Source organism: Pseudomonas sp. NPDC087185, from assembly GCF_044744955.1.
Taxonomy (GTDB): domain Bacteria; phylum Pseudomonadota; class Gammaproteobacteria; order Pseudomonadales; family Pseudomonadaceae; genus Aquipseudomonas.
In genome coordinates this window covers 582,794-606,656 of record NZ_JBIUZK010000003.1, presented here as the reverse complement: position 1 = coordinate 606,656, position 23,863 = coordinate 582,794, and the positions used below count along the sequence as shown (strand labels likewise).

General features: G+C 64.7%; 25 protein-coding genes. 14 read left to right on the top strand and 11 right to left on the bottom strand.

Annotated features, from left to right (window positions below):
- Positions 1 to 83: 83 nt before the first annotated feature.
- Together ACIPIJ_RS13055 and ACIPIJ_RS13050 are read right to left on the bottom strand one after the other, a co-directional pair.
- Entirely contained in the window at positions 84 to 806 is a 723-nt protein-coding gene (locus tag ACIPIJ_RS13055; RefSeq protein ID WP_401077088.1) for a UDP-2,3-diacylglucosamine diphosphatase, read from the bottom strand.
- Positions 803 to 1,306: a peptidylprolyl isomerase gene (locus tag ACIPIJ_RS13050; RefSeq protein ID WP_401077087.1), complete on the bottom strand. Its 504-nt coding sequence runs from the start codon at positions 1,304 to 1,306 to the stop codon at positions 803 to 805. The genes ACIPIJ_RS13055 and ACIPIJ_RS13050 overlap by 4 nt, the downstream gene beginning before the upstream one ends.
- 248 nt (positions 1,307 to 1,554) lie before the next feature.
- Between ACIPIJ_RS13050 and ACIPIJ_RS13045 the strand changes: the two genes are divergently transcribed.
- Together ACIPIJ_RS13045 and cysS are read left to right on the top strand one after the other, a co-directional pair.
- Entirely contained in the window at positions 1,555 to 3,258 is a 1,704-nt protein-coding gene (locus tag ACIPIJ_RS13045; RefSeq protein ID WP_401077085.1) for a glutamine--tRNA ligase/YqeY domain fusion protein, read from the top strand.
- 9 nt (positions 3,259 to 3,267) lie between these two features.
- The gene (gene cysS, locus ACIPIJ_RS13040) at positions 3,268 to 4,650 is read left to right on the top strand and encodes a cysteine--tRNA ligase (RefSeq protein ID WP_401077083.1); all 1,383 of its coding nucleotides are present in this window, start codon (positions 3,268 to 3,270) and stop codon (positions 4,648 to 4,650) included.
- Positions 4,651 to 4,685: 35 nt separating this feature from the next.
- Here the strand turns inward: cysS and ACIPIJ_RS13035 are convergent, their stop codons facing one another.
- The 5 genes from ACIPIJ_RS13035 to ACIPIJ_RS13015 all read right to left on the bottom strand — a co-directional run bounded on the left by ACIPIJ_RS13035 (position 4,686) and on the right by ACIPIJ_RS13015 (position 8,780).
- Positions 4,686 to 6,077, bottom strand: a complete 1,392-nt coding sequence (locus tag ACIPIJ_RS13035; RefSeq protein WP_401077081.1) for a sensor histidine kinase — start codon at positions 6,075 to 6,077, stop codon at positions 4,686 to 4,688.
- Positions 6,055 to 6,735 (bottom strand): response regulator transcription factor, encoded by a 681-nt coding sequence (locus ACIPIJ_RS13030; protein WP_400803408.1) that lies wholly within the window; start codon positions 6,733 to 6,735, stop codon positions 6,055 to 6,057. Before ACIPIJ_RS13030 ends, ACIPIJ_RS13035 begins: the two co-directional genes overlap by 23 nt.
- 147 nt (positions 6,736 to 6,882) lie before the next feature.
- Complete coding sequence (locus ACIPIJ_RS13025) at positions 6,883 to 7,902, bottom strand: branched-chain amino acid aminotransferase (protein WP_401077080.1); 1,020 nt, start codon at positions 7,900 to 7,902, stop codon at positions 6,883 to 6,885.
- 144 nt (positions 7,903 to 8,046) lie between these two features.
- On the bottom strand, positions 8,047 to 8,406 hold the full coding sequence (locus ACIPIJ_RS13020; RefSeq protein WP_401077078.1) for a hypothetical protein: 360 nt from the start codon (positions 8,404 to 8,406) through the stop codon (positions 8,047 to 8,049).
- On the bottom strand, positions 8,403 to 8,780 hold the full coding sequence (locus tag ACIPIJ_RS13015; RefSeq protein ID WP_401077076.1) for a glyoxalase superfamily protein: 378 nt from the start codon (positions 8,778 to 8,780) through the stop codon (positions 8,403 to 8,405). Before ACIPIJ_RS13015 ends, ACIPIJ_RS13020 begins: the two co-directional genes overlap by 4 nt.
- 329 nt (positions 8,781 to 9,109) lie before the next feature.
- Here ACIPIJ_RS13015 and ACIPIJ_RS13010 point away from each other — a divergent pair, with 329 nt between their 5' ends.
- The 8 genes from ACIPIJ_RS13010 to ureG are packed head-to-tail and all read left to right on the top strand — an operon-like array spanning position 9,110 to position 14,669.
- Positions 9,110 to 9,943 carry an urease accessory protein UreD gene (locus ACIPIJ_RS13010; protein ID WP_401077074.1) on the top strand — a complete coding sequence of 278 codons (834 nt, stop codon included), beginning with the start codon at positions 9,110 to 9,112 and terminating at the stop codon, positions 9,941 to 9,943.
- Between the two features lie 9 nt (positions 9,944 to 9,952).
- The gene (locus ACIPIJ_RS13005; RefSeq protein ID WP_012314275.1) at positions 9,953 to 10,255 is read left to right on the top strand and encodes an urease subunit gamma; all 303 of its coding nucleotides are present in this window, start codon (positions 9,953 to 9,955) and stop codon (positions 10,253 to 10,255) included.
- Between the two features lie 19 nt (positions 10,256 to 10,274).
- Positions 10,275 to 10,592, top strand: a complete 318-nt coding sequence (locus ACIPIJ_RS13000) for an urease subunit beta (protein WP_401077568.1) — start codon at positions 10,275 to 10,277, stop codon at positions 10,590 to 10,592.
- A complete protein-coding gene (ureC, locus tag ACIPIJ_RS12995) occupies positions 10,589 to 12,292 on the top strand; it encodes an urease subunit alpha (protein WP_401077072.1) in 1,704 nt (567 codons plus the stop codon). The genes ACIPIJ_RS13000 and ureC overlap by 4 nt, the downstream gene beginning before the upstream one ends.
- Before the next feature lie 10 nt (positions 12,293 to 12,302).
- Positions 12,303 to 12,794, top strand: coding sequence for an urease accessory protein UreE (ureE, locus tag ACIPIJ_RS12990; RefSeq protein WP_401077070.1), 492 nt, complete (start codon positions 12,303 to 12,305; stop codon positions 12,792 to 12,794).
- Between the two features lie 20 nt (positions 12,795 to 12,814).
- The gene (locus ACIPIJ_RS12985; protein ID WP_401077068.1) at positions 12,815 to 13,360 is read left to right on the top strand and encodes a HupE/UreJ family protein; all 546 of its coding nucleotides are present in this window, start codon (positions 12,815 to 12,817) and stop codon (positions 13,358 to 13,360) included.
- Complete coding sequence (locus ACIPIJ_RS12980) at positions 13,360 to 14,034, top strand: urease accessory protein UreF (protein ID WP_401077067.1); 675 nt, start codon at positions 13,360 to 13,362, stop codon at positions 14,032 to 14,034. The genes ACIPIJ_RS12985 and ACIPIJ_RS12980 overlap by 1 nt, the downstream gene beginning before the upstream one ends.
- An 11-nt stretch (positions 14,035 to 14,045) precedes the next feature.
- Positions 14,046 to 14,669, top strand: a complete 624-nt coding sequence (gene ureG / locus ACIPIJ_RS12975) for an urease accessory protein UreG (protein WP_008093751.1) — start codon at positions 14,046 to 14,048, stop codon at positions 14,667 to 14,669.
- Between the two features lie 5 nt (positions 14,670 to 14,674).
- On the opposite strand, the gene ACIPIJ_RS12970 is transcribed toward ureG, so the two are convergent.
- Both ACIPIJ_RS12970 and ACIPIJ_RS12965 read right to left on the bottom strand, forming a co-directional pair.
- Positions 14,675 to 15,403, bottom strand: coding sequence for a DUF899 domain-containing protein (locus ACIPIJ_RS12970; RefSeq protein WP_401077065.1), 729 nt, complete (start codon positions 15,401 to 15,403; stop codon positions 14,675 to 14,677).
- A gap of 174 nt (positions 15,404 to 15,577) precedes the next feature.
- Positions 15,578 to 16,237 (bottom strand): HAD family hydrolase, encoded by a 660-nt coding sequence (locus ACIPIJ_RS12965; protein WP_401077064.1) that lies wholly within the window; start codon positions 16,235 to 16,237, stop codon positions 15,578 to 15,580.
- Between the two features lie 94 nt (positions 16,238 to 16,331).
- On the opposite strand from ACIPIJ_RS12965, the gene lexA reads away from it, so the two are divergent.
- Genes lexA through ACIPIJ_RS12945 form a run of 4 tightly spaced genes read left to right on the top strand, consistent with a single transcriptional unit; the run spans position 16,332 to position 22,071 of the window.
- Positions 16,332 to 16,949 carry a transcriptional repressor LexA gene (gene lexA, locus ACIPIJ_RS12960; protein WP_401077062.1) on the top strand — a complete coding sequence of 206 codons (618 nt, stop codon included), beginning with the start codon at positions 16,332 to 16,334 and terminating at the stop codon, positions 16,947 to 16,949.
- On the top strand, positions 16,949 to 17,569 hold the full coding sequence (gene imuA, locus ACIPIJ_RS12955; protein ID WP_401077061.1) for a translesion DNA synthesis-associated protein ImuA: 621 nt from the start codon (positions 16,949 to 16,951) through the stop codon (positions 17,567 to 17,569). The genes lexA and imuA overlap by 1 nt, the downstream gene beginning before the upstream one ends.
- A gap of 6 nt (positions 17,570 to 17,575) precedes the next feature.
- Positions 17,576 to 18,994, top strand: a complete 1,419-nt coding sequence (locus tag ACIPIJ_RS12950; protein ID WP_401077059.1) for a Y-family DNA polymerase — start codon at positions 17,576 to 17,578, stop codon at positions 18,992 to 18,994.
- On the top strand, positions 18,991 to 22,071 hold the full coding sequence (locus tag ACIPIJ_RS12945) for an error-prone DNA polymerase (RefSeq protein ID WP_401077057.1): 3,081 nt from the start codon (positions 18,991 to 18,993) through the stop codon (positions 22,069 to 22,071). The genes ACIPIJ_RS12950 and ACIPIJ_RS12945 overlap by 4 nt, the downstream gene beginning before the upstream one ends.
- A gap of 51 nt (positions 22,072 to 22,122) precedes the next feature.
- On the opposite strand, the gene ACIPIJ_RS12940 is transcribed toward ACIPIJ_RS12945, so the two are convergent.
- A complete protein-coding gene (locus tag ACIPIJ_RS12940; protein ID WP_401077056.1) occupies positions 22,123 to 22,944 on the bottom strand; it encodes an aldo/keto reductase in 822 nt (273 codons plus the stop codon).
- Positions 22,932 to 23,837 (bottom strand): LysR family transcriptional regulator, encoded by a 906-nt coding sequence (locus ACIPIJ_RS12935; RefSeq protein WP_401077054.1) that lies wholly within the window; start codon positions 23,835 to 23,837, stop codon positions 22,932 to 22,934. Before ACIPIJ_RS12935 ends, ACIPIJ_RS12940 begins: the two co-directional genes overlap by 13 nt.
- Between the last annotated feature and the right edge of the window lie 26 nt (positions 23,838 to 23,863).

Sequence of the window (23,863 nt, the reverse complement as noted above, 5' to 3'; positions counted from 1 at the left end):
AAACCGCTGCTCTTGCGAACAGTAGAGTGCCTTGTGGGCGCCGCCTTGCCGGCGATGAGGCCGGAACGACAAAGCGATCGGTTTCAGGAAAACTCGAACGGCTCCAGCTGAAAGCCCTGCGTATCCACCTGCAAGGTCCAGCCGCGACGGTCCCAATCGCCCAACACGATGCGCCGGGCAGGCTCACCGTTGACCACCAGCTTGTGTATCGCGGGCCGGTGGGTGTGGCCATGCACCAGCGTTTTCACACCGTGCGCCGCCATGACCTTTGGCACTTCCTCCGGCGTGACGTCGACGATTTCGGTCGCCTTCATGCGCGTTTGTGCGCGGCTTTCGCTGCGCAGCTTGCGTGCCAGTTTCTGTCGGGTGGGCAGCGGCAGGTGCCGCAAAATCCACAGGCTCAACCGGTTACGCAGGTAACGGCGCATTTTCATGTAGGCCACGTCACGGGTGCACAGGGTGTCACCGTGCATCAGCAACACCTGTTCGCCGCCGAGCGTGATCACGCTCGGGTCGGCCAGCAGGGTGCAGCCGGCGGCCTTGCAGAACGCCTCGCCAATCAGAAAATCACGGTTACCGTGCATCAGATAGATTGCCGTGCCACTGTCGCTCAGCTGGCGCAAGGCCTGGCAGATCGACTGCTGGAACGGTGTCATGGCGTCGTCGCCGATCCACGCTTCGAAGAAGTCGCCAAGGATGTACAACGCCTTGGCGTGGCGTGCGCGGCCGTCGAGCAGATCAAGAAACGCCCGGGTAATGTCCGGGCGTTCTTCTTGCAGGTGCAGATCAGAGATCAGCAGTATCACTCAATGATCTCGGCTTTCTCGATGATCACGTCGTCCTTCGGCACGTCCTGGTGGCCAGCCTTGGAGCCGGTGGCGACCTTTTCGATGGCGTCGACGACTTCAGTGCCTTCGACCACTTCACCGAATACCGCGTAGCCCCAGCCCTGGGTGTTCTTGCCGCTGTGGTTGAGGAAGTCGTTGTCCGAAGCATTGATGAAGAACTGCGCGGAGGCCGAGTGCGGGTCCATGGTGCGGGCCATGGCAATGGTGTACTTGTTGTTCTTCAGGCCGTTGTCGGCTTCGTTCTGGATGCTCGGACGCTTATCACGCTTCTCGTTCATGCCCGGTTCGAAACCGCCGCCCTGGATCATGAAACCTTTGATCACACGGTGGAACACGGTGTTGGTGAAGTGGCCGGCTTTGACGTACTCGATGAAGTTGGCGACGGTCACCGGCGCCTTCTCGGCATTCAGTTGCAGGACGATGTCGCCGTGGTTGGTGCTCAGTTTGACTTTGGACATGCTGAAATTCGCTCTTTCATGGCATTCGGGAATTAGGGTGCGCAGTGCGCCTGTAGTCACCTGACGCAGGATCGGGCGACCGCGACACATGGCGCGCACTGGCCATTTTGCCAGCCTGCGGCAAAAAGCTGCGATAAATCACGGCAGTTTGTCCGGGCCCGGCTGTCAGCAGCTTGACTGCTTCGGCTATGATAGGCCCTTTGATTCAATCGGCCTACCCAGGCCGGACACGTGCATTCAAGGATCCTATGAGCAAGCCCACTGCCGACAACGCGCCCAACGCCGCTGCCAAAGGCGCCCCCGCCGTCCCTGCGAACTTCCTGCGGCCGATCATCCAGGCCGACCTGGACTCGGGCAAGCACACCAGCATCGTCACTCGTTTCCCGCCGGAGCCCAATGGCTACCTGCACATCGGCCATGCCAAGTCGATCTGCGTCAACTTCGGCCTGGCCAAGGAGTTCGGCGGCGTCTGCCACCTGCGCTTCGACGACACCAACCCGGCCAAGGAAGACCAGGAATACATCGACGCCATCCAGAGCGACGTCAAATGGCTGGGCTTCGACTGGGCCGGCGACGTGCGTTATGCCTCCAACTACTTCGACCAGCTGCACGACTGGGCCGTTGAACTGATCAAGCGTGGCAAGGCCTATGTCTGCGACCTGACCCCTGATCAAGCCAAGGAGTACCGTGGCAGCCTGACCGAGCCTGGCAAGAACAGCCCGTTCCGCGAGCGTAGCGTCGAAGAGAACCTCGACCTGTTCGCACGCATGAAGGCCGGTGAGTTCAAGGATGGCGAGCGCGTGCTGCGCGCCAAGATCGACATGGCCTCGCCGAACATGAACCTGCGCGACCCGATCCTGTACCGCATCCGCCACGCCCACCACCACCAGACCGGTGACAAGTGGTGCATCTACCCGAACTACGACTTCACCCATGGTCAGTCCGACGCCATCGAGGGCATCACTCACTCGATCTGCACCCTGGAGTTCGAAGGCCATCGCCCGCTGTACGACTGGTTCCTCGACAACCTGCCGGTCCCGGCGCACCCGCGCCAGTACGAGTTCAGCCGCCTGAACCTGAACTACACCATCACCTCCAAGCGCAAGCTCAAGCAACTGGTCGACGAAAAGCACGTCAGCGCCTGGGACGACCCGCGCATGTCGACCCTGTCGGGCTTCCGCCGCCGTGGCTACACCCCGGCCTCGATCCGCAACTTCTGCGAGATGGTCGGCACCAACCGTTCCGACGGCGTGGTCGACATGTCGATGCTCGAATTCAGCATCCGTGACGACCTCGACCGCACGGCGCCGCGCGCCATGTGCGTGCTGCGCCCGTTGAAAGTGGTGATCACCAACTACCCGGAAGGCCAGGTCGAGCAGCTCGAACTGCCGCGCCACCCGAAGGAAGACATGGGCGTGCGCGTGTTGCCGTTCGCCCGCGAGCTGTACATCGACCGCGACGATTTCATGGAGGCGCCGCCCAAGGGCTACAAGCGCCTGGAACCGGCCGGTGAAGTGCGCCTGCGCGGCAGCTACGTGATCCGTGCCGACGAGGCGATCAAGGATGCCGACGGCAACATTGTCGAGCTGCGCTGCTCGTACGACCCGGACACCCTGGGCAAGAACCCCGAGGGCCGCAAGGTCAAGGGCGTGATCCACTGGGTGCCGGCAGACGCCAGCGTCGAATGTGAAGTACGCCTGTACGACCGCCTGTTCCGCTCGCCGAACCCGGAAAAGGCCGAGGAGGGCGCCAGCTTCCTCGACAACATCAACCCGGATTCCCTGCAAGTGCTGACCGGTTGCCGCGCCGAGCCGTCGCTGGGCCAGGCGCAGCCTGAAGACCGCTTCCAGTTCGAGCGCGAAGGCTACTTCTGCGCCGACCTCAAGGACAGCCAGCCGGGCCGCCCGGTGTTCAACCGCACCGTCACCCTGCGTGACTCCTGGGGCAGCTAAGGAACCGCCGTGCTTACCATCTACAACACGCTGAGCAAAACCAAGGAAGCCTTCAAGCCGCTCGATGGCAACAAGGTGCGCATGTACGTCTGCGGCATGACCGTGTACGACTACTGCCACCTGGGCCACGGCCGCAGCATGGTGGCCTTCGACCTGGTCACCCGCTGGCTGCGCAAGAGCGGCTATGAGCTGACCTACGTGCGCAACATCACCGACATCGACGACAAGATCATCAACCGGGCCAACGAGAACGGCGAAACGTTCGACGCGCTGACCGCCCGCATGATCGATGCGATGCACGAGGACGAGCGCCGCCTGAACATCCTCAAACCGGACCTGGAGCCGCGTGCCACCGACCATATCGCCGGCATGCACGCGATGATCCAGACCTTGATCGACAAGGGTTACGCCTACGCACCGGGCAATGGCGACGTGTACTACCGCGTCGGCAAGTTCGTCGGCTACGGCAAGCTGTCGCGCAAGAAAATCGAAGACCTGCGCATCGGTGCCCGCATCGAAGTCGACGAAGCCAAGCAAGACCCGCTCGACTTCGTGCTGTGGAAGGGCGTCAAGCCGGGCGAGCCCTACTGGGATTCGCCGTGGGGCCCGGGCCGTCCGGGCTGGCATATCGAGTGCTCGGTGATGTCCACCTGCTGCCTGGGCGAGAGCTTCGACATCCACGGTGGCGGCAGCGACCTGGAGTTCCCGCATCACGAGAACGAGATCGCGCAGAGCGAAGCGGCCACTGGCAAGCAATACGCCAACGCCTGGATGCACTGCGGCATGATCCGTATCAATGGCGAGAAGATGTCCAAGTCGTTGAACAACTTCTTCACCATCCGTGACGTGCTCGATGTGTACCACCCGGAGGTGGTGCGTTACCTGCTGGTGGCCAGCCACTACCGCAGCGCCATCAACTACTCCGAAGACAGCCTGCGTGATGCCAAGGGCGCCCTCGAGCGGTTCTATCACGCACTGCGCGGCCTGCCGCGCGTGGCGGCCAAGGGTGGCGAGGCGTTTGTAGAGCGTTTCAGCGTGGCGATGAACGATGACTTCGGCACCCCGGAAGCCTGCGCCGTGCTGTTCGACCTGGTGCGCGAGATCAACCGCCTACGCGACAGCGACCCGGAGGCTGCTGCTGGCCTGGCCGGTCGCCTGCGTGAGCTGGGTGATGTGCTGGGTGTGCTGCAGCTGGAGGCCGATGATTTCCTGCGTGCAGGGGCTGAAGGCAAGGTCGATGCGGCTGAAGTCGAAGCCTTGATCCAGGCGCGCCTGCAGGCGCGGACAGACAAGAACTGGGCCGAGTCCGACCGTATCCGTGACCAGCTGACCGCCATGGGCGTGGTGCTGGAAGACAGCAAGGGTGCGACTACCTGGCGTCTGGCTGACTGACTGATGCAGCTGGGGCCGCTTTGCGGCCCCGGGCTTTACTTGACGGGCCCAGCCAGCGGGCAATGCAACACCAGCTTCGCCCCACCCAACTCACTTTCGCCAATCTCCAGCCCAAACCCATGCAGGTCGACGATCGCCGCAACGATCGACAACCCCAGCCCGAACCCCGCATGGCGGTGGCCTTCCTCGCTGCGATAGAACCGCTTCAGCACTGCAGTTCGCTCTTCTTCGGGAATCCCCGGCCCACTGTCCTCGATGGCAATATGCACGCCCGCATCATCCTGGCTCGCCGTGATGCCCACCCGTCCGCCTTCAGGCGTGAACTTGATGGCATTGCCCACCAGGTTGGCCAATGCCTCGAAGAGTAACTCACGGTCCCCATGCAATGCCGGCAATTGCGCAGGCTGCTGCAGGTTCAGGCGAATGCTGCCGTCTTCGGCCAGCGGCAGGTAAAAATCGTGCAACTCCACCAGCAAATCATGCGGGTCCAGCTGAACGAAGCCGGCTCGACGCTGGCGGTCCTCCAGCTCACTGATGCGCAATAACCCGCGAAAACGCGCCATCAGGGTATCGGTTTCGCCAATCGCCTGGTCCAGCGCCTCGGCTTGTGGTGAGTCCACCGCGCTTTGCTGGCGAATGCGGTACAGCTGCGCGCGCAGGCGGGTCAGCGGCGTGCGCAGGTCGTGGGCAATGTTGTCGCACACGCCTTTGACCTCGTGCATCAGCCGTTCGATACGGTCGAGCATGGCGTTGACGATAGCGGCCAGCATGTCCAGTTCGTCACGCCGCGCCGACAGCGGCAGGCGATGGGTCAGGTCACCGGCGACAATCAGCTCGGCTTGGGCCTGAATCGCGCGGATGCGCTTGAGCGGCCTGCGTCGCAGCAGGTACCAGCCGGCAAAACCTGGTATCAAAGTCAGGGAGATGCCCCACAGCAACGCATCTAGGATGATGCGGGTCACCACGAACAGCGAGCCATTGTCGCGAAAGAGCACCAGCCAGCGGCCATCCTGCACCTTGATCGCAACCGCATCGCAGCTGTCACGCGGCATGTGCGGGTCATCGGCGTCCAGGCAGCGCTTGAGTTCATGCACCTTGCCGTCCATGCCAAGCTCCGGCGGAATGGCACGGATGCGCCCGCCGATCGGGTTGAGCTGTGCATCGAACAGGCCGTAGGCGTCGAAGGCGCGCTCCTCGAATGCCTGGCTGGCGATCAGGGCGTCGTCCAGTTGCTTGCCGCTCATGTGCGCGAACAGGTGCTGGCGCTGCAGCATCGAGTGGCGGGTGAGCTTGTTCAGGTAACTGGAAACCTCAAAGTACAGCACCCCCATGAGGATGCTGCTCCAGGCCACGAAGAGGAAGCTGTACAGCGCCAGCAGGCGGCTGGTCGAGGAGCTCCAGCCCTTAGACGGGTTCAGCAATGGCATAGCCGGAGCCCCGTACGGTACGGATCAGCGGCGACTGCCCGGGGGAATCGATCTTCTTGCGCAGGCGGCCGATGTGCACGTCGATCAGGTTGGTACCGGGGTCGAAGTGGTAGCCCCAGACTTCCTCGAAGATCATCATCCGGGTGATCACCTGGCCGCTGTGGCGCATCAGGTATTCCAGCAGTTTGTACTCGGTCGGCAGCAGGTTGAGCGTCTGCTCGCCGCGGCGGGCTTCGTGGCTGATCAGGTCCAGCTGCAGGTCGGCAACCTGCAGGCGGGTCTGGGTCATCGGCACGCTGTTGCGCCGCAGCAGCACTTCGACCCGGGCGGCCATTTCGTCGGAGGCGAACGGCTTGGTCAGGTAATCATCGCCGCCGGCGCGCAGGCCACGCACGCGCTCATCGACATCGGACAGGGCACTGATCATCAGAATCGGCGTGGCGATTTTCAGATTGCGCAGGGTGGTGACGATCGTCAGGCCATCGACTTCGGGCAGCATGCGGTCCAGGGTGATCAGGTCGTAGCCGCCGGCAATAGCCTTGGCCAGGCCTTCGCGGCCATTGTCGGCCCAATCCACATCCAGACCGTGGCTGGAAAGTTCGGCGACGATTTCCTGGCCGGTGACGGCGTCGTCTTCGATGGTCAGTACGCGTGGCATGCTCGTTCCTGGGCGTCTATGGGAGACTTGATTGTGCCAAAGAATAGCCAAACGGCGATTTAAGAAAAATTCATCTACCACCGCCTGAAAACAAAACGGGGCATGCCAGCGTCTGGCATGCCCCGTTTTTCAGCGTGGCGCGGCCGCTCAGACGACCTTGACGATCCAGCCGGCTGGCGCTTCGACGTCGCCGCTCTGGATGCCGGTCAGCTCGTTGTAGAGCTTCTGGGTGACGGGGCCGACTTTTTCCAGGTCGTGGAACACGTGCAGCTTGCCGTTGAACTCGATGCCACCGATCGGGGTGATCACGGCGGCAGTGCCGCAGGCACCGGCTTCGATGAAGCGGTCGAGTTTGTTGATTTCGACATCGCCTTCGATCACGGTCAGGCCCAGGCGCGAGGACGCCAGTTCCATCAGCGACAGGCGGGTGATGCCTGGCAGTACCGACGCCGATTTCGGAGTGACGAATTCGTTGTTGGCCGTGATGCCGAAGAAGTTGGCCGAACCGACTTCCTCGATCTTGGTGTGGGTCAGCGGATCGAGGTAGATGGCGTCGGCGAAGTTGGCTTTCTTGGCTTCAGCGCCCGGCTGCAAGCTGGCAGCGTAGTTGCCGCCGACCTTGGCCGCGCCGGTACCTTGCGGGGCCGCACGGTCGAAGCTGGAGATCTGGAAGTTGTGCGGCTTCATGCCACCTTTGAAGTACGAGCCAACCGGGATGGCGAATACCGAGAAGATGAACTCAGGGGCGGTGCGCACGCCGATGTTGTCGCCGGTACCGATCACGAACGGGCGCAGGTACAGAGCGCCCTTGCCGTGCGGCGGGACGAACTTCTCGTTGGCCTTGACCACTTGCTTGCACGCCTCGATGAACACATCGGTCGGCACGTGCGGCATCAGCAGGCGCGCGCAGCTGCGCTGCATGCGGGCGGCGTTCTGGTCAGGGCGGAACAGGTTGATCGAGCCGTCCTTGCAACGATAGGCCTTGAGGCCTTCGAAGCACTGCTGGCCATAGTGCAGGGCCGTGGAGCCTTCACTGATGTGCAGCACGTTGTCTTCAGTCAGGGTGCCTTTGTCCCACTCACCATTGCGCCATACGGACAGGTAGCGTTTGTCGGTCTTGATGTAGTCGAAACCCAGCTTGTCCCAGTTAATGCTTTCGTTACTCATGACACCCTCGATTGTCTTGCAGGTGCCCGATCGCTCGGGCTGCTGTTATATGCGCACCTCGCCACGATAATACATCCGTCGCGGATCGGGAACGGCCAGTCACGAATTGGCCGCTATCTGCCGGATTTCCGAGGGTTGTTGGCATCAGCGCCCCTGCAATCGCCGGTTCCAGTCGCCGGCGTGGCTGCGTGCGCAGGCTTCTTCACTGTCAAAGCGCACATGCCATGCGGGGTGATCAAGGCTGACACCGGCCTCGTCAAGCGCCTGGCAGGTCAACTTGACCATGCGTGCCTTGGTGTCGCCCGCAAGCGCCGCGGCCTTGTCGGCTTCGCGCTCGAACACCCAGGTAATGCGCAGGCTGGTTGGAAATTCGTCAGGGTCCAGGCGGTGAGTCAACCAGCGGAACCCGACAATTTCTGCCTTGGCGGTTTCGCAGGCATCCGTCAGGCAGGCGACCAGTTCGCGCTCGAGGCGCGCCAGTTCGCGTTTGCCCAGGGCTTTCATTGCGTGGCCTCGTCGTCGATCTGCTGGCAGAAGCGCAGCAAGTTGCCGAACGGGTCGCGGATCTGCATCTGCAGGCCCCAGTCGACGCGCTCGGCCTGCGGGCGCGCGTAGCCGTACTGTTTATCCAGCAACTCGCGCTCCAGCGCCAGCAAATCCTCGGTGCGGGCGAATACAGTCGAGCCTGGGCAGGCGTCGCCGTGATGCTCGCTCAAGTGCAGGATCAGCCCGTCGCGGTGGATTTGCGCATACAGCGGCAGGTCCGGGCTGAAGCGGTGCTCCCAGTCCAGGCTGAAGCCGAGGAAATCGAGGTAGAACTCCTTGGCCTTGTCGACCGAGAAGATGCGCAGAACGGGGATGGCAGGGGCGAGGGGCATGGCGATTCCTTGGCCGTGGGCGATAGGTAACGAGGTCGCAGTCTACGGTTTGTGCCGGCTGGCTGTCTTGTGCGGCGTCTGGCGATGCCGGGGTGGCTGAGCACCGAAACAGGGCCCAGTCCCGCCCTCGTATCGTGCGTAATCTGCCGGTATGCCCCATGCCAGAGCCTCTGCGAAAATATTTCATGCGCCTTCACCTGCGTAGTTGGCCCGCAAACTGCTATATCCCAGCCAATCGAATTTGATCGAGTGGTCAGGCCTGCAGCACATCGGTGCCTTGCGCTGATGCTCGTAACGGCCGCCGGGCCACGAATATCAGGGGCTATAGGATGTTGCTGGCAGAGCGCCTCGAACACACTGAACAGGACGCAGGCTGGAGCGCCCACTTGCAGTTGCGCTTCGTCGAACGCAGTGGCGTGACCCGCCTTGGTGCGCGTCGGCATTTCGGCCCGCTTTTGGTGCAGCGCCCGTTCTACCCAGAAGGCGCACCGTGCCACGTTTATGTGCTGCACCCGCCTGGCGGCATCGTCGCCGGTGACCGCCTGGAGCTGGATATTCACCTGGAACCCGGCAGCCATGCGCTGCTGACCATGCCGGGTGCCAGCAAGTTCTACCGCAGCATTGGCCCTACCGCATGGCTGACCCAGCGCTTTCACCTGCAAGCTGGCAGCACACTGGAGTGGCTGCCACAGGACAGCATTTTCTTTTCCGGCGCCCGTGCCAGCCTCGACAGCCGCTTCACCCTCGAGCCCGGCGCCCGTTTGCTGGCCTGGGAAACCCTGTGCCTCGGGCGCCCGGTAATGGGCGAACGTTTCGAACAGGGCGCCCTGGACAGCCGCCTGTGTATCGAACTGCCTGACGACCCCGGCTTGCACGAGCGCCTGCGCATCATCGGCGGCCAACTCGACAAACTCGGCGGGCACCCGCTGCTCGCGACTTTTTGCGCATACCCGGCAGACCCGTCCGTACTGGAACAGGTGCGGCCCCTGCTCGATGAACTCGACACGCCCGCAGGCGCGACCCTGCTCGGTTCGCTGCTGGTGATCCGCCTGCTCGACCACGACAACCAACACTTGCAACACACCCTGCAGCGCCTCTGGCACGTGCTGCGGCCGGCCGTTCTCGGCCTGCCGGCGTGCCCGCCGCGCATCTGGGCCACCTGAGAGAGCGCCATGGAGCTGACCCCAAGAGAGAAAGACAAACTGCTGCTGTTCACCGCCGCGCTGCTGGCGGAACGGCGCTTGGCCCGTGGCCTCAAGCTCAACTACCCGGAAGCGGTGGCGTTGATCAGTGCCGCAGTGCTCGAAGGCGCCCGCGATGGCCGCACGGTGGCTGAGCTGATGAGCCTGGGCCGCGAAGTGATCGGCCGCGAGCAGGTCATGGACGGTGTGCCCGAGATGCTCCATGACGTGCAGGTCGAGGCCACGTTCCCCGACGGCACCAAGCTGGTGACCGTGCATGACCCCATCGTCTGACTTGGCCGAGGAGCCCAGCATGATCCCAGGTGAAATCCAGACCGCCGCCGGCGACATCGAACTCAACGTCGGCCGTGAAACGGTCAGCGTCAGCGTTGCCAACCATGGCGACCGGCCGGTGCAGGTCGGTTCGCATTACCACTTTTATGAAGTCAACGACGCGCTGGTGTTTGATCGCGAGCCGAGCCGCGGCTTTCGCCTCGACATCCCGGCAGGCACCGCCGTGCGCTTCGAACCCGGCCAATCACGTACCGTGCAGCTGGTGGCCTATGCGGGCAAACGCGAGGTCTACGGCTTCCAGGGCAAGGTGATGGGCGCACTGGAGGGCAGGGCATGAGCCGTATTTCACGCCGCGCCTATGCCGACATGTTCGGCCCCACCGTCGGCGACCGGGTGCGCCTGGCCGACACCGCGCTGTGGGTGGAGGTGGAGAAGGATTTCACCGTCTATGGCGAAGAGGTCAAGTTCGGCGGCGGCAAGGTGATCCGCGATGGTATGGGGCAGGGCCAGATGCTCGCCGCCGAGGCCATGGACCTGGTGCTCACCAACGCCCTGATCATCGACCACTGGGGCATCGTCAAGGCCGACATCGGCGTCAAGCACGGGCGTATCGCCGCCATCGGCAAAGCCGGTAACCCTGACGTGCAGCCGGGTGTCACCGTTCCCGTCGGCCCCGGCACCGAAGTGATCGCGGCCGAAGGCAAGATCGTCACCGCCGGCGGCATCGACTCGCACATCCACTTCATCTGTCCGCAACAGGTGGAAGAAGCGCTGACCAGTGGCGTCACCACCTTCATCGGCGGTGGCACCGGGCCGGCCACGGGCACCAATGCCACCACGTGTACCCCTGGCCCGTGGTACCTGGCGCGGATGCTCCAGGCTGCCGACTGCCTGCCGATCAACATTGGCCTGCTGGGCAAGGGCAATGCCTCGCGCCCCGAGGCGCTGCGCGAGCAGATCGCCGCGGGAGCGGTAGGGCTCAAGCTGCATGAAGACTGGGGTTCGACCCCGGCCGCCATCGACTGTTGCCTGGGCGTGGCCGAGGAGATGGATATCCAGGTGGCGATCCACACCGATACCCTCAACGAATCCGGCTGCATCGAAGACACCCTGGCCGCCATCGGCGACCGCACCATCCATACCTTCCACACCGAAGGCGCCGGCGGCGGCCATGCGCCGGACATCATCCGTGCGGCGGGGCAGGCCAACGTGCTGCCGTCGTCAACCAACCCGACCCTGCCGTACACGGTCAACACGGTCGACGAGCACCTGGACATGCTCATGGTCTGCCACCACCTGGACCCGAGCATCGCCGAGGACGTGGCCTTTGCCGAGTCGCGCATCCGCCGCGAAACCATTGCTGCCGAGGACATCCTCCACGACATGGGCGCCTTCGCCATGACCTCGTCCGACTCGCAGGCCATGGGCCGGGTCGGCGAAGTGGTGCTGCGCACCTGGCAGGTCGCGCACCAGATGAAAGTGCGCCGCGGCCCACTGGCGCCGGACAGCAGCTACAGCGACAACTTCCGGGTCAAGCGCTACATCGCCAAGTACACCCTCAACCCGGCGCTGACCCATGGCATCGCCCATGAAGTCGGCTCGGTAGAGGTCGGCAAGCTGGCCGACCTGGTGCTGTGGGCGCCGGCGTTCTTTGCGGTCAAGCCGGCCCTGGTCATCAAGGGTGGGATGATCGTCACCGCGCCCATGGGCGACATCAACGGCTCGATCCCAACGCCACAGCCGGTGCACTACCGGCCGATGTTCGGCGCCCTGGGCGCGGCCCGCCATGCCACGCGCATGACCTTCCTGCCCCAGGCCGCCATGGACCGAGGCCTGGCCCAGGAACTGGGGCTGCAGAGCCTGATCGGCGTGGCCCACGGCTGCCGTCGCGTGCGCAAGGCCGACATGGTCCACAACACCTTGCAACCGGTGATCGAAGTCGATTCGCAGACCTACCAGGTGCGTGCCGACGGTGAATTGCTGGTCTGTGAACCGGCCCGCGAACTGCCGCTGGCCCAGCGTTATTTCCTGTTCTGAAGGAGTGAAGATGATTGTCCTGAACCGCCGCATCGCTGAATCCGACACGATCACCGGCAGTGTGACCCTGGACGTCGACAGCCGCATCAAGAGCCGCCTGCGGGTAACCCTCGACGATGGCCGCGAGGCCGGCCTGATGCTCGAACGCGGCCACCTGCTGCGCGGCGGCGAGCTGCTCGCCGACGCCAGCGGCAGCCAGGTGGTGCGCGTGCTTGCGGCACCGGAAGCAGTGTCGACGGTGCGCTGCAGCGACCCGCACCTGCTGGCGCGCGCCGCCTACCACCTGGGCAACCGCCACGTACCGCTGCAGATCGAGCCCGGCCTGCTGCGCTACCAGCACGACTACGTGCTGGACGACATGCTGCGGGGCCTGGGCTTGACCGTGGAGGCCGAGCAGGCGCCGTTCGAGCCAGAAGCCGGGGCCTACCAGAGCGCTCCGCACGGCCACAGCCATGGCCACGCCAACGACCATCCGTTCGTGCGCCTGCCAGCCCATTCCTGAACTGCCCCTAGGAACCCACAATGAAAAAGACGCTCGCCCTTGTCTTGCTGATGGTCGCACTGCCGGCCTTCGCCCACCCAGGCCATGACAGCAACCCGCTGCACGACGGCCTGCTGCACCCGCTGACCGGCCTTGACCACCTGCTGATGCTGCTGGGCACCGGCGTGCTGGCTGCCTTGACCCGACGCAACCTGAGCCTGCCGCTGGCGACCCTGGCAGCCATGTTCGCGGGCGCCGTGGCTGGCCACCTGTTCGGCGGCGTGCTGGGCATGGAAACCGTCATCGCCGTGTCCGTGCTGGTGGCTGCTGCCGCTGTGCTGCTGCCCAGCCGCCAGGCGCTGCTGGCCTTGGCGATGCCGGTATTTGCCCTGTTCCATGGCTGGGCGCATGGCGTGGAAGCCACGCCCAGCGCCTTCTGGCTGTTCAGCGCCGGCTTCGTCACCGTCAGCGGTCTGCTGCTGGTAGTGGGCTTTGCGGTCGGCTGCCTGCTGCGCCGCCACAGTGGCCTGCAGAAAGCCTTCGGTGGCGGCCTGCTGGCCGGTGCCGCCCTGGTGCTGGCCGGTTGATGAACAGCGACCTGGCACTGTTGCGCCTACTGCAGCTGGCCAGCCCCGGCCTGCCGGTGGGAGGCTTCACCTACTCGCAAGGCCTGGAGTGGGCCGTGGAGGCTGGCTGGGTGCGTGACATCGAAGGCTTCAGCGCCTGGCAGCGCGAGCAGATGCACGACACCCTCGCTTACCTGGATTGGCCGCTCCTGGCGCGCCTCTACTACGCCTGTCAGGCCAACGATGCCGAGGCGTTTGCGCGCTGGAGCCGCTTTCTGCTGGCCAACCGCGAAACCGCCGAGCTACGCCTGGAAGAGCAGCAGCGGGGCGCGGCCCTGGCGCGCTTGCTCGATGGTTGGCAACTGGGCCAGGACCCGGCCTGGCGCAACAGCCTCGAACTCAGCCAGCTGGGCGGCATGGCTTGGCTGGCCGTGCACTGGTCGATCCCGCTGCGCCAGCTGGCCCTTGGGCATGCCTTCGCCTGGCTGGAGGGGGCGGTGATGGCCGGGGTCAAGCTGGTGCCGTTCGGCCAGCAGGCGGCCCAGACGCTGCTGCGTGACCTGGGCGAAACGTTGCCCGAGGTCATCGATCAGGCCTTGGCCCTTGGCGACGATCAGCTCGGCGGCGGCCTGCCGCTGCTGGCCATTGCTTCATCACGTCACGAAACCCAATACACCCGTTTGTTCCGTTCTTGAGGACTGCCAACATGCAAAGCTATCAGCAACCCCTGCGCGTCGGTGTCGGCGGCCCGGTCGGCTCCGGCAAGACCGCGCTGCTCGAATGCCTGTGCAAGGCCATGCGTGATCACTACCAGATCGCCGTGGTCACCAATGACATCTATACCAAGGAAGACCAGCGCATCCTCACCGAGGCCGGCGCCCTGGAGCCCGAGCGCATCGTCGGCGTCGAGACCGGCGGCTGCCCGCACACCGCCATCCGCGAAGATGCCTCGATGAACCTGGCTGCCGTGGAGGGGCTGGCGCGTAAGTTCGGTAACCTCGAAGTGATCTTCGTGGAAAGCGGCGGTGACAACCTCAGCGCCACGTTCAGCCCGGAACTGGCCGACCTGACCATCTACGTCATCGACGTCGCAGAAGGCGAGAAGATCCCACGCAAGGGCGGCCCCGGCATCACCAAGTCGGACTTCCTGGTGATCAACAAGACCGACCTGGCACCTTATGTCGGTGCTTCGCTGGAGGTGATGGAGCGCGATACCCAGCGCATGCGCCCGCAGCGCCCGTGGACCTTCAGCAACCTGAAGAAAGGCGAAGGCCTACAGGCGGTGATCGACTTCATCGTCGAGCGCGGCATGCTGGGTGTGAGGGGCTGACTCGATCACTCATGGCAGCAGTGCGGCTTCCCGGTTTGCCCTTCGTAGCGATCGTGATGCCGCACCCAGTCCATGGTGCCTTGTTCGTTGCGCCCCAACGGCGCAAGGTCGAGGAAGTTGTAGGTATTGACCAGTATGTCCAGCCCGCGGGCATAGGTGGAATAGGTGTGATAGACCGCGCCGTCGTGGTCACGGTAGAAAGCGCTCAAGCCCGGTAGTTCGCTCTCATCGCCGCTATAGGGCGCGTAGTTGTATTGCCGCGCGCCTTGGTTGCCGACACTCACGCCAAGGTCTTCATTGAAGCCGCTGCCGCTCGACGAGTACCAGGGGAAGCGCCAGCCCATGCGTTGGCGAAATGCCTGGAACTCGGGGTAGGGCGCGCGCGACACGGCCACCAGCGAGACGTCGTGATGGGCCAAATGCAGGTTGGCACCGTCGAAGTGGTCGGCGAGGAACGAGCAGCCAGGGCAACCTTCGCTCCAGCCTTCGGCGAACATGAAGTGATAGACCAGCAACTGGCTACGCCCGGCGAACAGGTCGGCCAAGGCCAGTTCACCGTCCGGGCCGTGGAAGCGGTAGGGTTGCTCAACCTTGACCCAGGGCAGCGCGCGACGGGCAGCGGCCAGTTCGTCGCGCTGGTGGGTGAAGGCCTTTTCGTGCAACCAGAGTTGGCGGCGGGCGGCCAGCCATTGATCGCGCGAGACGATAACGTGTTTTGCATCGGGGGTGCTCATGGGACTGACTCCGCGAGGGGGTTCAGTCCATGGTCGAATGGCGAGGGTAAGGATTCGACAGCGTCAGCGCGCGTGCGACAAACGGTAGTTGGCTGTATGGCCATTTCAAAAGGCTGGCACGGGTATCGCCCCAGCCTTAAACAATTTGCCAGTCAGGTGCAGGGTTGGAGGGCCTCAACCGTGCAGGGTTTCGATCAGTTCCCACAATCGCAGGTCATTGAAGTCGTTCACCACCAGCCGCGCCCCGGCTGCCATCAAGCGCTCCGGCGTCTGGGTGGTGGCGATGCCCACGGTGAAGATCCCGGCGCCGCTCGCCGCAGCCACCCCGGGCAGCGAGTCCTCAAACGCCAGCGCCTCGCCGGCCAAAGCCTCCAAGCATTGCAGCCCGGTCAGGTAGGGCAGTGGGTCGGGCTTGGGCCGCGCCAGCTCCTCGGCCACCAGCACGTGCTCGAACCGTGCCCCCAGCCCCATGGCGTTGAGCATGTGCTCGGCATTCAACCGGGGGGCATTGGTCACCACGCACACCCCCACATCCCAGGCCTGGGCATGGTCCAGCAGGCGCAACAGCCCGGGCATCGGCTTGAGCTCGGGCGCCAGTTCACGGAACAACGCCTCCTTGCGCTCGGCCAATGCCTGGCATTGCGCCTCATCGGCTTGTGGAAACAGCTCGGCAAACAATTCGCCATTGGCTCGGCCACTGACTTGGGCATCGAATTGTTGCTGGGTCAGTTCACGGCCATCGTATTCGTGCAGCAATTGGCGGAAAGCCTGCAAATGCAGGGTGTCGGTGTCGGTCAAGGTTCCATCGAGATCGAACAGCAGGGCAGTCAGCATCAGGTATCCAGGTATTGAAGAAACAAAAGCCTGGGGATGATAGCGAAACCGGACGATGAAGGGGGCTGTTCAGTGTGCTCTAAAAAGAGTACAAATGTGCTCCATGAACACTCTGACTCCCAAACGCCAGGCAATCCTCGCGTTCATTCGCGAACGGATTACCGACCACGGCCAGCCACCGAGCCTGGCCGACATCGCCAGCCGCTTCGGTTTCGCCTCGCGCAGCGTGGCGCGCAAGCACATCACCGCGCTGTGTCAGGCCGGCTACATCGACGTCACGCCCAACCAGGCGCGGGGCATTCGCCTGGCCGAGCCACTGCGCCGCCCTGAAATCCTCGAAGTGCCGGTGCTCGGCCAGGTGGCGGCAGGTGCCCCCATCGGCCCCGACCTGGGGATCCACGAGCAACTGCTGCTTGACCCCAGCCTGTTCCGCCGGACGCCGGACTATCTGCTCAAGGTGCGCGGCGATTCGATGGTCGATGACGGCATCTTCGACGGTGACCTGGTGGGTATCCGCCAGCAGGGTGATGCGCGTGACGGCCAGATCGTCGTCGCGCGCCTGGACGGTGAAGTCACGATCAAGCGCCTGCAACGCCAAGCCGGCGGCTACCGGCTGTTGCCGCGCAACCCGGCCTATGCGCCGATCGATGTCGGGCCCGAGCGCGAGTTCTTCATCGAAGGCGTGTTCTGCGGCCTGTTGAGGCGTGACTGATGGGCGCGGTAGTCGATCTCGATCGGCTGCTGGATCAGCGCCAGGTCTGGCGCGGTCGGCAGGCCCAGGCGCGGCCGAGCGGGTTGCAGCCAACGGGCCATGCCGTGCTTGACCAACGGCTGCCGGACGGCGGCTGGCCTGTAGCGGCGCTCAGCGAGTTGCTGCTGGCAAGCCCCGGCTGCGGCGAGCTGCAATTGCTATGGCCCACCTTGGCTCGGCTGACCGCCGAAGGCGGGCGCGTGGTGCTCGTCGCACCCCCGTTCATACCTTTCGCGCCAGCCTGGCAAGCGGCGGGCGTTGATTTGCGCTGGCTGGTCCAGGTCGATGCCGAACAGGCCGACGTGCTCTGGGCTGCCGAACAATGCCTGCGTTCTGGCAGTTGCGCTGCCGTGTTGTGCTGGCCGGAGCGTGCCGATGATCGTGCTCTGCGGCGGCTGCAGGTGGCGGCTGAAACGGGCCAGGCGCTGGCGTTTGCCTGCCGACCACAGCAGGCCGCGCACAACCCTTCGCCGGCTGCGCTGCGTATCGCCATCGACACCCGGCCCGCGCAATGGCGTGTGCTCAAGTGCCGGGGGGGTATGCCCCCGGCGACTGCTATCGCCTGCCCTGGGCGGGGCTGATGCAGCATGCTCTGGGCCTGCATTCTCCTGCCGCAGCTGGCGCTGGACGCGATCCTGCGCGAGCGCGACGGTGCCGATGCACCGCTGGTACTGATCGGCGGGCCGGTGCAGCGTCGGGTGTTGCAGGCCGTCAACCCGGCTGCGGCAGCGCTCGGCTTGCGCGCCGGGCAAACCCTGACGGCCGCGCGCGCGCTGGCCGACGGGTTCAACTGCGTCGAAGCCGACCCTGCACGTATCGAACAGTTGCAACAACTGCTCGCGGCCTGGGCCTATCGCTACAGTGCCCAGGTCAGCCTGCACTACCCACGCGCCGTGCTGCTGGAGGTGGGCTCCAGCCTGCAACTGTTCGGCCCATGGCCGTTGTTCGAGGCGCGACTGCGTGAGGAGCTGGCAGCACTTGGCTTGCGCCAGCGCATCGTCCTGGCCACCAACCCGGTGGCGGCGCGCATGCTTGCCAACGGTCATGATGGCCTGGCGCTGACGTGTGCCGAGCAAACCCGCGCTGCGCTGGCGCGGATGCCTATCGCGCGGGTGGGGCTGCCCAAGGTGTCGGCCGAGGCTTTTGCCCGCATGGGCCTGCATCAGCTGGGCCAGGTGCTTGCCCTGCCGCGCGATGCCTTGGCCAGGCGTTTCTGCGCGCAGGTGCAACTGCACCTGGACCAGTTGCTTGGCCTGCGCACCTTGGGGCTGGATTTTTACCAACCGCCGGACCGCTTCGAATCGCGGCTGGCGCTCAATTTCGACGTCGAATCGCACCAGGCGCTGCTGTTCCCGCTGCGGCGCATGCTCAACGACCTGGCTGCCTTTCTGGCCGGGCGTGATTGCGGCGTCCAGCGCTTCTGCCTGCACCTGGAGCACGCCGATGGGCCGGACACCTTGTTGCAGGTTGGCCTGCTGGCTGCCGAGCGTGATGCGGCGATGTTGTTCGAGCTGGCACGTGGTCGTCTGGAACCGCTGCGCATCCCGGCGCCGGTGCGCAATCTGCGCCTGGTCGCCGAAGACTTGCCACCGTTCGTGCCCCAGCACCAGGCCTTGTTCGACCCACGTGCCCAGCAAGCCCAGCCTTGGGAGCAATTGCGCGAGCGCTTGCGTGCGCGCCTGGGCGACGAGGCGGTCAAGGGCCTGCGCGCCGAAGCCGACCACCGCCCCGAATGCGCCTGGCAGCTCGCCGATCAAGGCGCTCGAAGCAGCCAGCCAGGGGTGCACGGGAGCCGCCCTGGCTGGCTGCTGGCCCAGCCTAAGGCGCTGGATACCAACGGCCACACGCTGCTTGGGCAGGCCGAGCGCATCGAGTCGGGCTGGTGGGATGGCGGCGACGTACGCCGCGACTACTACCGCATCGAAACCCGCGAAGGCCTACGTGGTTGGGCCTATCGCGACCTCGCGCAACCCGGCCCGCTGTGGCTGCAGGGTTGGTTCGCATGAGCACGCCGGGCTACGCCGAACTGCAGTGCTTGTCCAACTTCAGTTTCCAGCGCGGTGCTTCCAGCGCCGAGGAGTTGTTCCAGCGCGCGCGGGAGCAGGGCTACCAAGCCCTGGCTATTACTGATGAGTGCACCCTGGCCGGTATCGTACGTGCATGGCAGGCGGCCAAGTCGCAGCAGTTGCGCTTGATCGTAGGCAGTGAAGTGCGCCTCCAGGATGGCCCGAGACTGGTGCTGCTGGTGGAGAACCTCACGGGTTACCAGAACCTGTGTGCCTTGATCACCCGCGCGCGAAGGCGTGCGCAGAAGGGCGATTACCAGTTGTTCAGCGACGACCTGCTTCAGCACCACCAAGGGCTGCTGGCGTTGTGGCTTGCCGAGGCGCCCAGCGACCCGGCACCGGGCCAATGGTTGCAGGCCTTGTTTGGCGAGCGGCTATGGCTGGGCGTGCAGCTGCATCGCGGCAGCGATGACGACAATCACCTTGCTCAACTGCGCGGCCTGGCGAAGCAGTTGGGCATCCGCGCCGTGGCCTGTGGCGACGTGCATATGCATGTTCGGGGCCGGCGTGCCTTGCAGGATTGCATGACCGCCATCCGCCAGCACTGCAGCGTCGCCGAGGCTGGGCGTTTCCTGTTCGCCAATGGCGAGCGCCACCTGCGCACACTGGAACAACTGGCCGAGCTTTATCCGCCCGACTTGATGGCAGAAACCCTCAGCATTGCCGAGCGTTGCCAGTTCGACCTGGGCGAATTGCAATACCAGTACCCGCGTGAGCTGGTGCCAGAGGGCCAAACACCTGGCAGCTGGTTGCGCGAGCTGTGCGAGCGTGGCCTGCCGCTGCGCTGGCCGTCGGGGCCGAGCGACAAGGTGCGGGAAGTGCTGACGAAAGAACTCGCGCTGATCGAGGAACTGGGTTACGAGAGCTACTTCCTGACCGTGCACGATATCGTCGCCTTTGCCCGCAGCCAGCACATCCTCTGCCAGGGCCGAGGCTCGGCGGCCAACTCGGTGGTGTGCTTCGTGCTTGGCATCACCGAACTCGACCCGATGGAGCATCGGCTGCTGTTCGAACGTTTCTTGTCCCGTGAGCGCAACGAGCCACCGGATATCGACGTGGACTTCGAGCACGACCGCCGCGAAGAAGTGATCCAGTACGTGTTCCGCCGTTATGGCCGGCACCGCGCAGCGCTCACCGCCGTGGTCAACACCTACCACGCTGCCGGCGCGGTACGTGATGTGGCGCGCGTGCTTGGCTTGCCCGCCGATCAGGTGGATGCCCTGGCCAAATGCTGCGGCCGCTGGAGCGATCGCATCCCGGATGAGCAACGCCTGCTCGAGGCCGGCTTCGAGCCAGGCAGCCCTTCGTTGCGGCGCATCCTGGTGCTGGCGGCGCAACTGATCGGCTTCCCGCGTCACCTGTCCCAGCACCCCGGGGGTTTCGTCATCTCCGAACAGCCACTGGACCATCTTGTACCGGTGGAGAACGCCGCCATGGCTGAGCGCACGGTCATCCAGTGGGACAAGGACGACCTGGACATGGTCGGCCTGCTCAAGGTGGATGTGCTCGCCCTGGGCATGCTCAGCGCCTTGCGCCGCTGTTTCGACCTGCTGCAACACCACCGTGGCCGGCACCTGACCCTGGCGACCATCCCCAGTGAAGACCCGGCCACCTACGCGATGATCAGCCGCGCCGAAACCATGGGGGTGTTCCAGATCGAATCGCGGGCGCAAATGGCCATGCTGCCGCGGCTCAAGCCTACGACCTTCTACGATCTGGTGATCGAGGTGGCCATCGTGCGCCCGGGGCCGATCCAGGGTGACATGGTGCACCCCTACCTGCGCAGGCGGCTGAAGCAGGAGCCTGTCACCTACCCATCGCTCAAGCTCAAGGAGGTGTTCGAACGCACCTTGGGGGTGCCGTTGTTCCAGGAGCAGGTGATGGAGCTGGCCATGGTCGCCGCCGACTACAGCCCCGGCGAGGCCGACCAACTGCGCCGCAGCATGGCCGCCTGGAAGCGCCATGGCGGCCTGGAACCACACCGCGAGCGGCTGGTCCAGGGCATGCTGCGCAATGGTTACGACCTGGCCTTTGCCGAGCGCATCTTCGAGCAGATCAAAGGCTTTGGCAGCTACGGCTTCCCCGAGTCGCACGCGGCCAGTTTTGCCCTGCTGTGTTATGCCAGCAGCTGGCTCAAATGCCATGAGCCGGCGATCTTCACCTGCGCACTGATCAACAGCTGGCCGATGGGGTTCTACAGCCCCGACCAACTGCTGCAGGAGGCGCGGCGTCAGGAGATCGAGGTGCGGCCGGTGGATGTGCTCCATAGCCAGTGGGATTGCACCCTGGAGCCTGTCGCAGAGGGTCGCTTGGCCATTCGCCTGGGGTTGCGGCAGATTCGCGGTTTCGCCGAAGCCGATGCCCGGCGGTTGGAAGAGGCGAGGGCGGTCAGGCCGTGGCGCGATGTCGAAGACTTGTGCTTGCGTGCCAGCCTGGATAGGAGGGCCCGTGCTTGCCTGGCCGATGCCGGCGCTTTACGGGCCCTGGCTCGCGACCGCCACCAGGCACGTTGGCAGGTGGCTGCCGTGCAGGCGCAGTTACCGTTGTTTGCCGAGGTCGAGGCGGTACCTGAGGTGGCCGTGGCATTGCCTGCGCCGACCGTTGGCGAGGACCTGGTGGCCGATTACCAAACCCTGGGCACGACGCTCGGCCCACATCCATTGACGTTGTTGCGTCCGCGCTTGCGGGCGCTGGGTTGTCGCAGTTCGCGCGAGCTGGCGGACGTCGAGCATGGCGATGCGCTTGCCGTGGCCGGGCTGGTGGTGGGGCGGCAGCGGCCGCAGACGGCCAGTGGAGTGACCTTCGTTACCCTTGAAGATGAGTTCGGCATGGTCAATGTGGTGGTCTGGCGCGAACTGGCCGAGCGGCAGCGGCGGGCGCTGGTGGGGTCGCAACTGCTCAAGGTGAGTGGGCGGCTGGAGCAGCAAAACGGCGTTCGGCACCTGATTGCGCGGCGGCTGGAAGATGTCAGCCCGTTGCTGCAAGGGCTGGATGTTCGTAGCCGGGATTTTCACTGAGCCTACTGGCCGCTTCGCGGGCAAGCCTGCGAAGCGGCCATTGAAAAACTGTCAGACCATCGCCAGGTGCTGCTTGCGCGTCGGCGCCGGAAACGCCCGATCAATCGCTCTCAAGTCCTCGCTGGTCAAGGCCAATGCCCCCGCCGCTGCATTCAAGCGCACATGCTCGGGCGCCACCGCCTTGGGAATGGCAACTACCCCATCATCACGCGTGACCCAGGCCAGACTGACCTGCGCCGGCGTTGCCCCATGCCGCTCGGCAATCTCGGCCATGACCGGGTGCTGCAACAGCCGCCCAGCCTGGGCCAGCGGGCAGTAGGCCATCGTCGGCAAGCCGCGTTGGCGGCTCCACGGCAACAGGTCGAACTCGATGCCACGCTGCGCCGGGTTGTACAGCACCTGATTGGTGGCGCAATCGGCGTTGTGCAGTTCGCGCAGGTCGTCGACATCGAAGTTGGAAACGCCCCAGCGCCGGATCTTGCCCTGTTCGCGCAATCGCTCGAACGCCTCGACAGTCTCTTCCAACGGGTATTGGCCGCGCCAGTGCAGCAAGTACAGGTCGATGACGTCGGTGCCCAGGCGTTTCAGGCTACGTTCGCAGGCCGCAGGCACACCGCGCTGGCTGGCATTGTGCGGGTACACCTTGCTGATCAGGAATACCTGGTCGCGCCGCCCGGCGATGGCCTGGCCGACCACTTCCTCGGCGCCGCCTTCGGCATACATCTCGGCGGTGTCGATCAGGTTCATGCCCAGGTCGATGCCTTGCTGCAGTGCAGCAACCTCGGCTGGCCTGCGCGCCGGGTCTTCACCCATGTACCAAGTGCCCTGGCCAATGGCGGGCACCTCGCTACCTGCCAGTTTCACGTATCGCATGTCACCTCCGGGGGCTGGGTGTGGGAAAGCAGTACTTCAAGCAGCGCCTGCGCTGCCGTGGAGAGTTTGTGGTCGCCCAGGGCGATCACCCCGATGCGCCGTTCGACGGCGGGCTCGACCAACGTGATGCAGCGCGCGCCAAGTTCCTGCATCTGGTTGATGCACAGCGCCGGCACCGCGCTGACACCCAGGCCGCTGGCGACCATGCGGCCGACGGTCGACAGCTGGTGGCTTTCGAACGCCACCGCCAGTTTGCCGTGCAGCGCCGCGACGTTCTGTTCCAGCAGCAGGCGCACCGCCGAAGGGCGCTGCAGGGCGATGAAATCCTCGGCCAGCAATTGCGCCCAGCTGACTTCGGCTTGCAACGTCAAAGGTGAGTCGGCGGGCACAACCGCGACAAAGCGGTCCATGTACAGCGGGTAAAAGCGCAGGCCTTCGGTGTTTTCCGGTTCGAAGCCGATGCCCAGTTCGACGCGGCGGTGGCGCACCAGTTCCAGTACCTGTTCGTTGATCACGTCGTGCACCGTGACGTTGACCTTCGGGTAGCGCTGGCGAAACACCTTCAGCGAGTGCGGCAGCAGGTTGCCGGCGAAGGCCGGCATGGCCGCGACGGACACCCGCCCCAGCTGCAGGGTGAAGCGCTGGCGCAGCATCTCTTCGGTGTCGTCCCAGTCGGCCAGCAGGCGCCGGGCCAGTGGCAACAGCACTTCGCCTTCGGCGGTCAGGCTGACGCTGCGGGTGGTGCGAGTAAGCAGGGCGCCGCCGAGGTTGTCCTCCAGCGCCTTGATGGTGAGGCTCAACGCCGGTTGGGATACATGCAGATGCTCACCGGCCTGGGCAAAACTCTGGTACTTGGCCACGGCGACGAAGGCGCGCAGTTGCTTGACGTTCATGGCGGGCTCACGGTTATTTTGAAAAA

What these genes read in the sequence shown, in the direction of transcription:
- ACIPIJ_RS13000 (WP_401077568.1), top strand. Translation starts at nt 10,275, where the DNA reads ATGATCCCAGGTGAAATCCAGACCGCCGCCGGCGACATCGAACTCAAC.
- ACIPIJ_RS13035 (WP_401077081.1), bottom strand. Translation starts at nt 6,077, where the DNA reads ATGCCATTGCTGAACCCGTCTAAGGGCTGGAGCTCCTCGACCAGCCGC.
- ACIPIJ_RS13020 (WP_401077078.1), bottom strand. Translation starts at nt 8,406, where the DNA reads ATGAAAGCCCTGGGCAAACGCGAACTGGCGCGCCTCGAGCGCGAACTG.
- ureE (WP_401077070.1), top strand. Translation starts at nt 12,303, where the DNA reads ATGATTGTCCTGAACCGCCGCATCGCTGAATCCGACACGATCACCGGC.
- ACIPIJ_RS13045 (WP_401077085.1), top strand. Translation starts at nt 1,555, where the DNA reads ATGAGCAAGCCCACTGCCGACAACGCGCCCAACGCCGCTGCCAAAGGC.
- ACIPIJ_RS13025 (WP_401077080.1), bottom strand. Translation starts at nt 7,902, where the DNA reads ATGAGTAACGAAAGCATTAACTGGGACAAGCTGGGTTTCGACTACATC.
- ACIPIJ_RS13010 (WP_401077074.1), top strand. Translation starts at nt 9,110, where the DNA reads ATGTTGCTGGCAGAGCGCCTCGAACACACTGAACAGGACGCAGGCTGG.
- ureC (WP_401077072.1), top strand. Translation starts at nt 10,589, where the DNA reads ATGAGCCGTATTTCACGCCGCGCCTATGCCGACATGTTCGGCCCCACC.
- ACIPIJ_RS12950 (WP_401077059.1), top strand. Translation starts at nt 17,576, where the DNA reads ATGCTCTGGGCCTGCATTCTCCTGCCGCAGCTGGCGCTGGACGCGATC.
- ACIPIJ_RS13030 (WP_400803408.1), bottom strand. Translation starts at nt 6,735, where the DNA reads ATGCCACGCGTACTGACCATCGAAGACGACGCCGTCACCGGCCAGGAA.
- ureG (WP_008093751.1), top strand. Translation starts at nt 14,046, where the DNA reads ATGCAAAGCTATCAGCAACCCCTGCGCGTCGGTGTCGGCGGCCCGGTC.
- ACIPIJ_RS12940 (WP_401077056.1), bottom strand. Translation starts at nt 22,944, where the DNA reads ATGCGATACGTGAAACTGGCAGGTAGCGAGGTGCCCGCCATTGGCCAG.
- ACIPIJ_RS13005 (WP_012314275.1), top strand. Translation starts at nt 9,953, where the DNA reads ATGGAGCTGACCCCAAGAGAGAAAGACAAACTGCTGCTGTTCACCGCC.
- ACIPIJ_RS12965 (WP_401077064.1), bottom strand. Translation starts at nt 16,237, where the DNA reads ATGCTGACTGCCCTGCTGTTCGATCTCGATGGAACCTTGACCGACACC.
- ACIPIJ_RS13050 (WP_401077087.1), bottom strand. Translation starts at nt 1,306, where the DNA reads ATGTCCAAAGTCAAACTGAGCACCAACCACGGCGACATCGTCCTGCAA.
- ACIPIJ_RS12935 (WP_401077054.1), bottom strand. Translation starts at nt 23,837, where the DNA reads ATGAACGTCAAGCAACTGCGCGCCTTCGTCGCCGTGGCCAAGTACCAG.
- ACIPIJ_RS12985 (WP_401077068.1), top strand. Translation starts at nt 12,815, where the DNA reads ATGAAAAAGACGCTCGCCCTTGTCTTGCTGATGGTCGCACTGCCGGCC.
- lexA (WP_401077062.1), top strand. Translation starts at nt 16,332, where the DNA reads ATGTGCTCCATGAACACTCTGACTCCCAAACGCCAGGCAATCCTCGCG.
- ACIPIJ_RS12970 (WP_401077065.1), bottom strand. Translation starts at nt 15,403, where the DNA reads ATGAGCACCCCCGATGCAAAACACGTTATCGTCTCGCGCGATCAATGG.
- ACIPIJ_RS13015 (WP_401077076.1), bottom strand. Translation starts at nt 8,780, where the DNA reads ATGCCCCTCGCCCCTGCCATCCCCGTTCTGCGCATCTTCTCGGTCGAC.
- ACIPIJ_RS12980 (WP_401077067.1), top strand. Translation starts at nt 13,360, where the DNA reads ATGAACAGCGACCTGGCACTGTTGCGCCTACTGCAGCTGGCCAGCCCC.
- imuA (WP_401077061.1), top strand. Translation starts at nt 16,949, where the DNA reads ATGGGCGCGGTAGTCGATCTCGATCGGCTGCTGGATCAGCGCCAGGTC.
- ACIPIJ_RS12945 (WP_401077057.1), top strand. Translation starts at nt 18,991, where the DNA reads ATGAGCACGCCGGGCTACGCCGAACTGCAGTGCTTGTCCAACTTCAGT.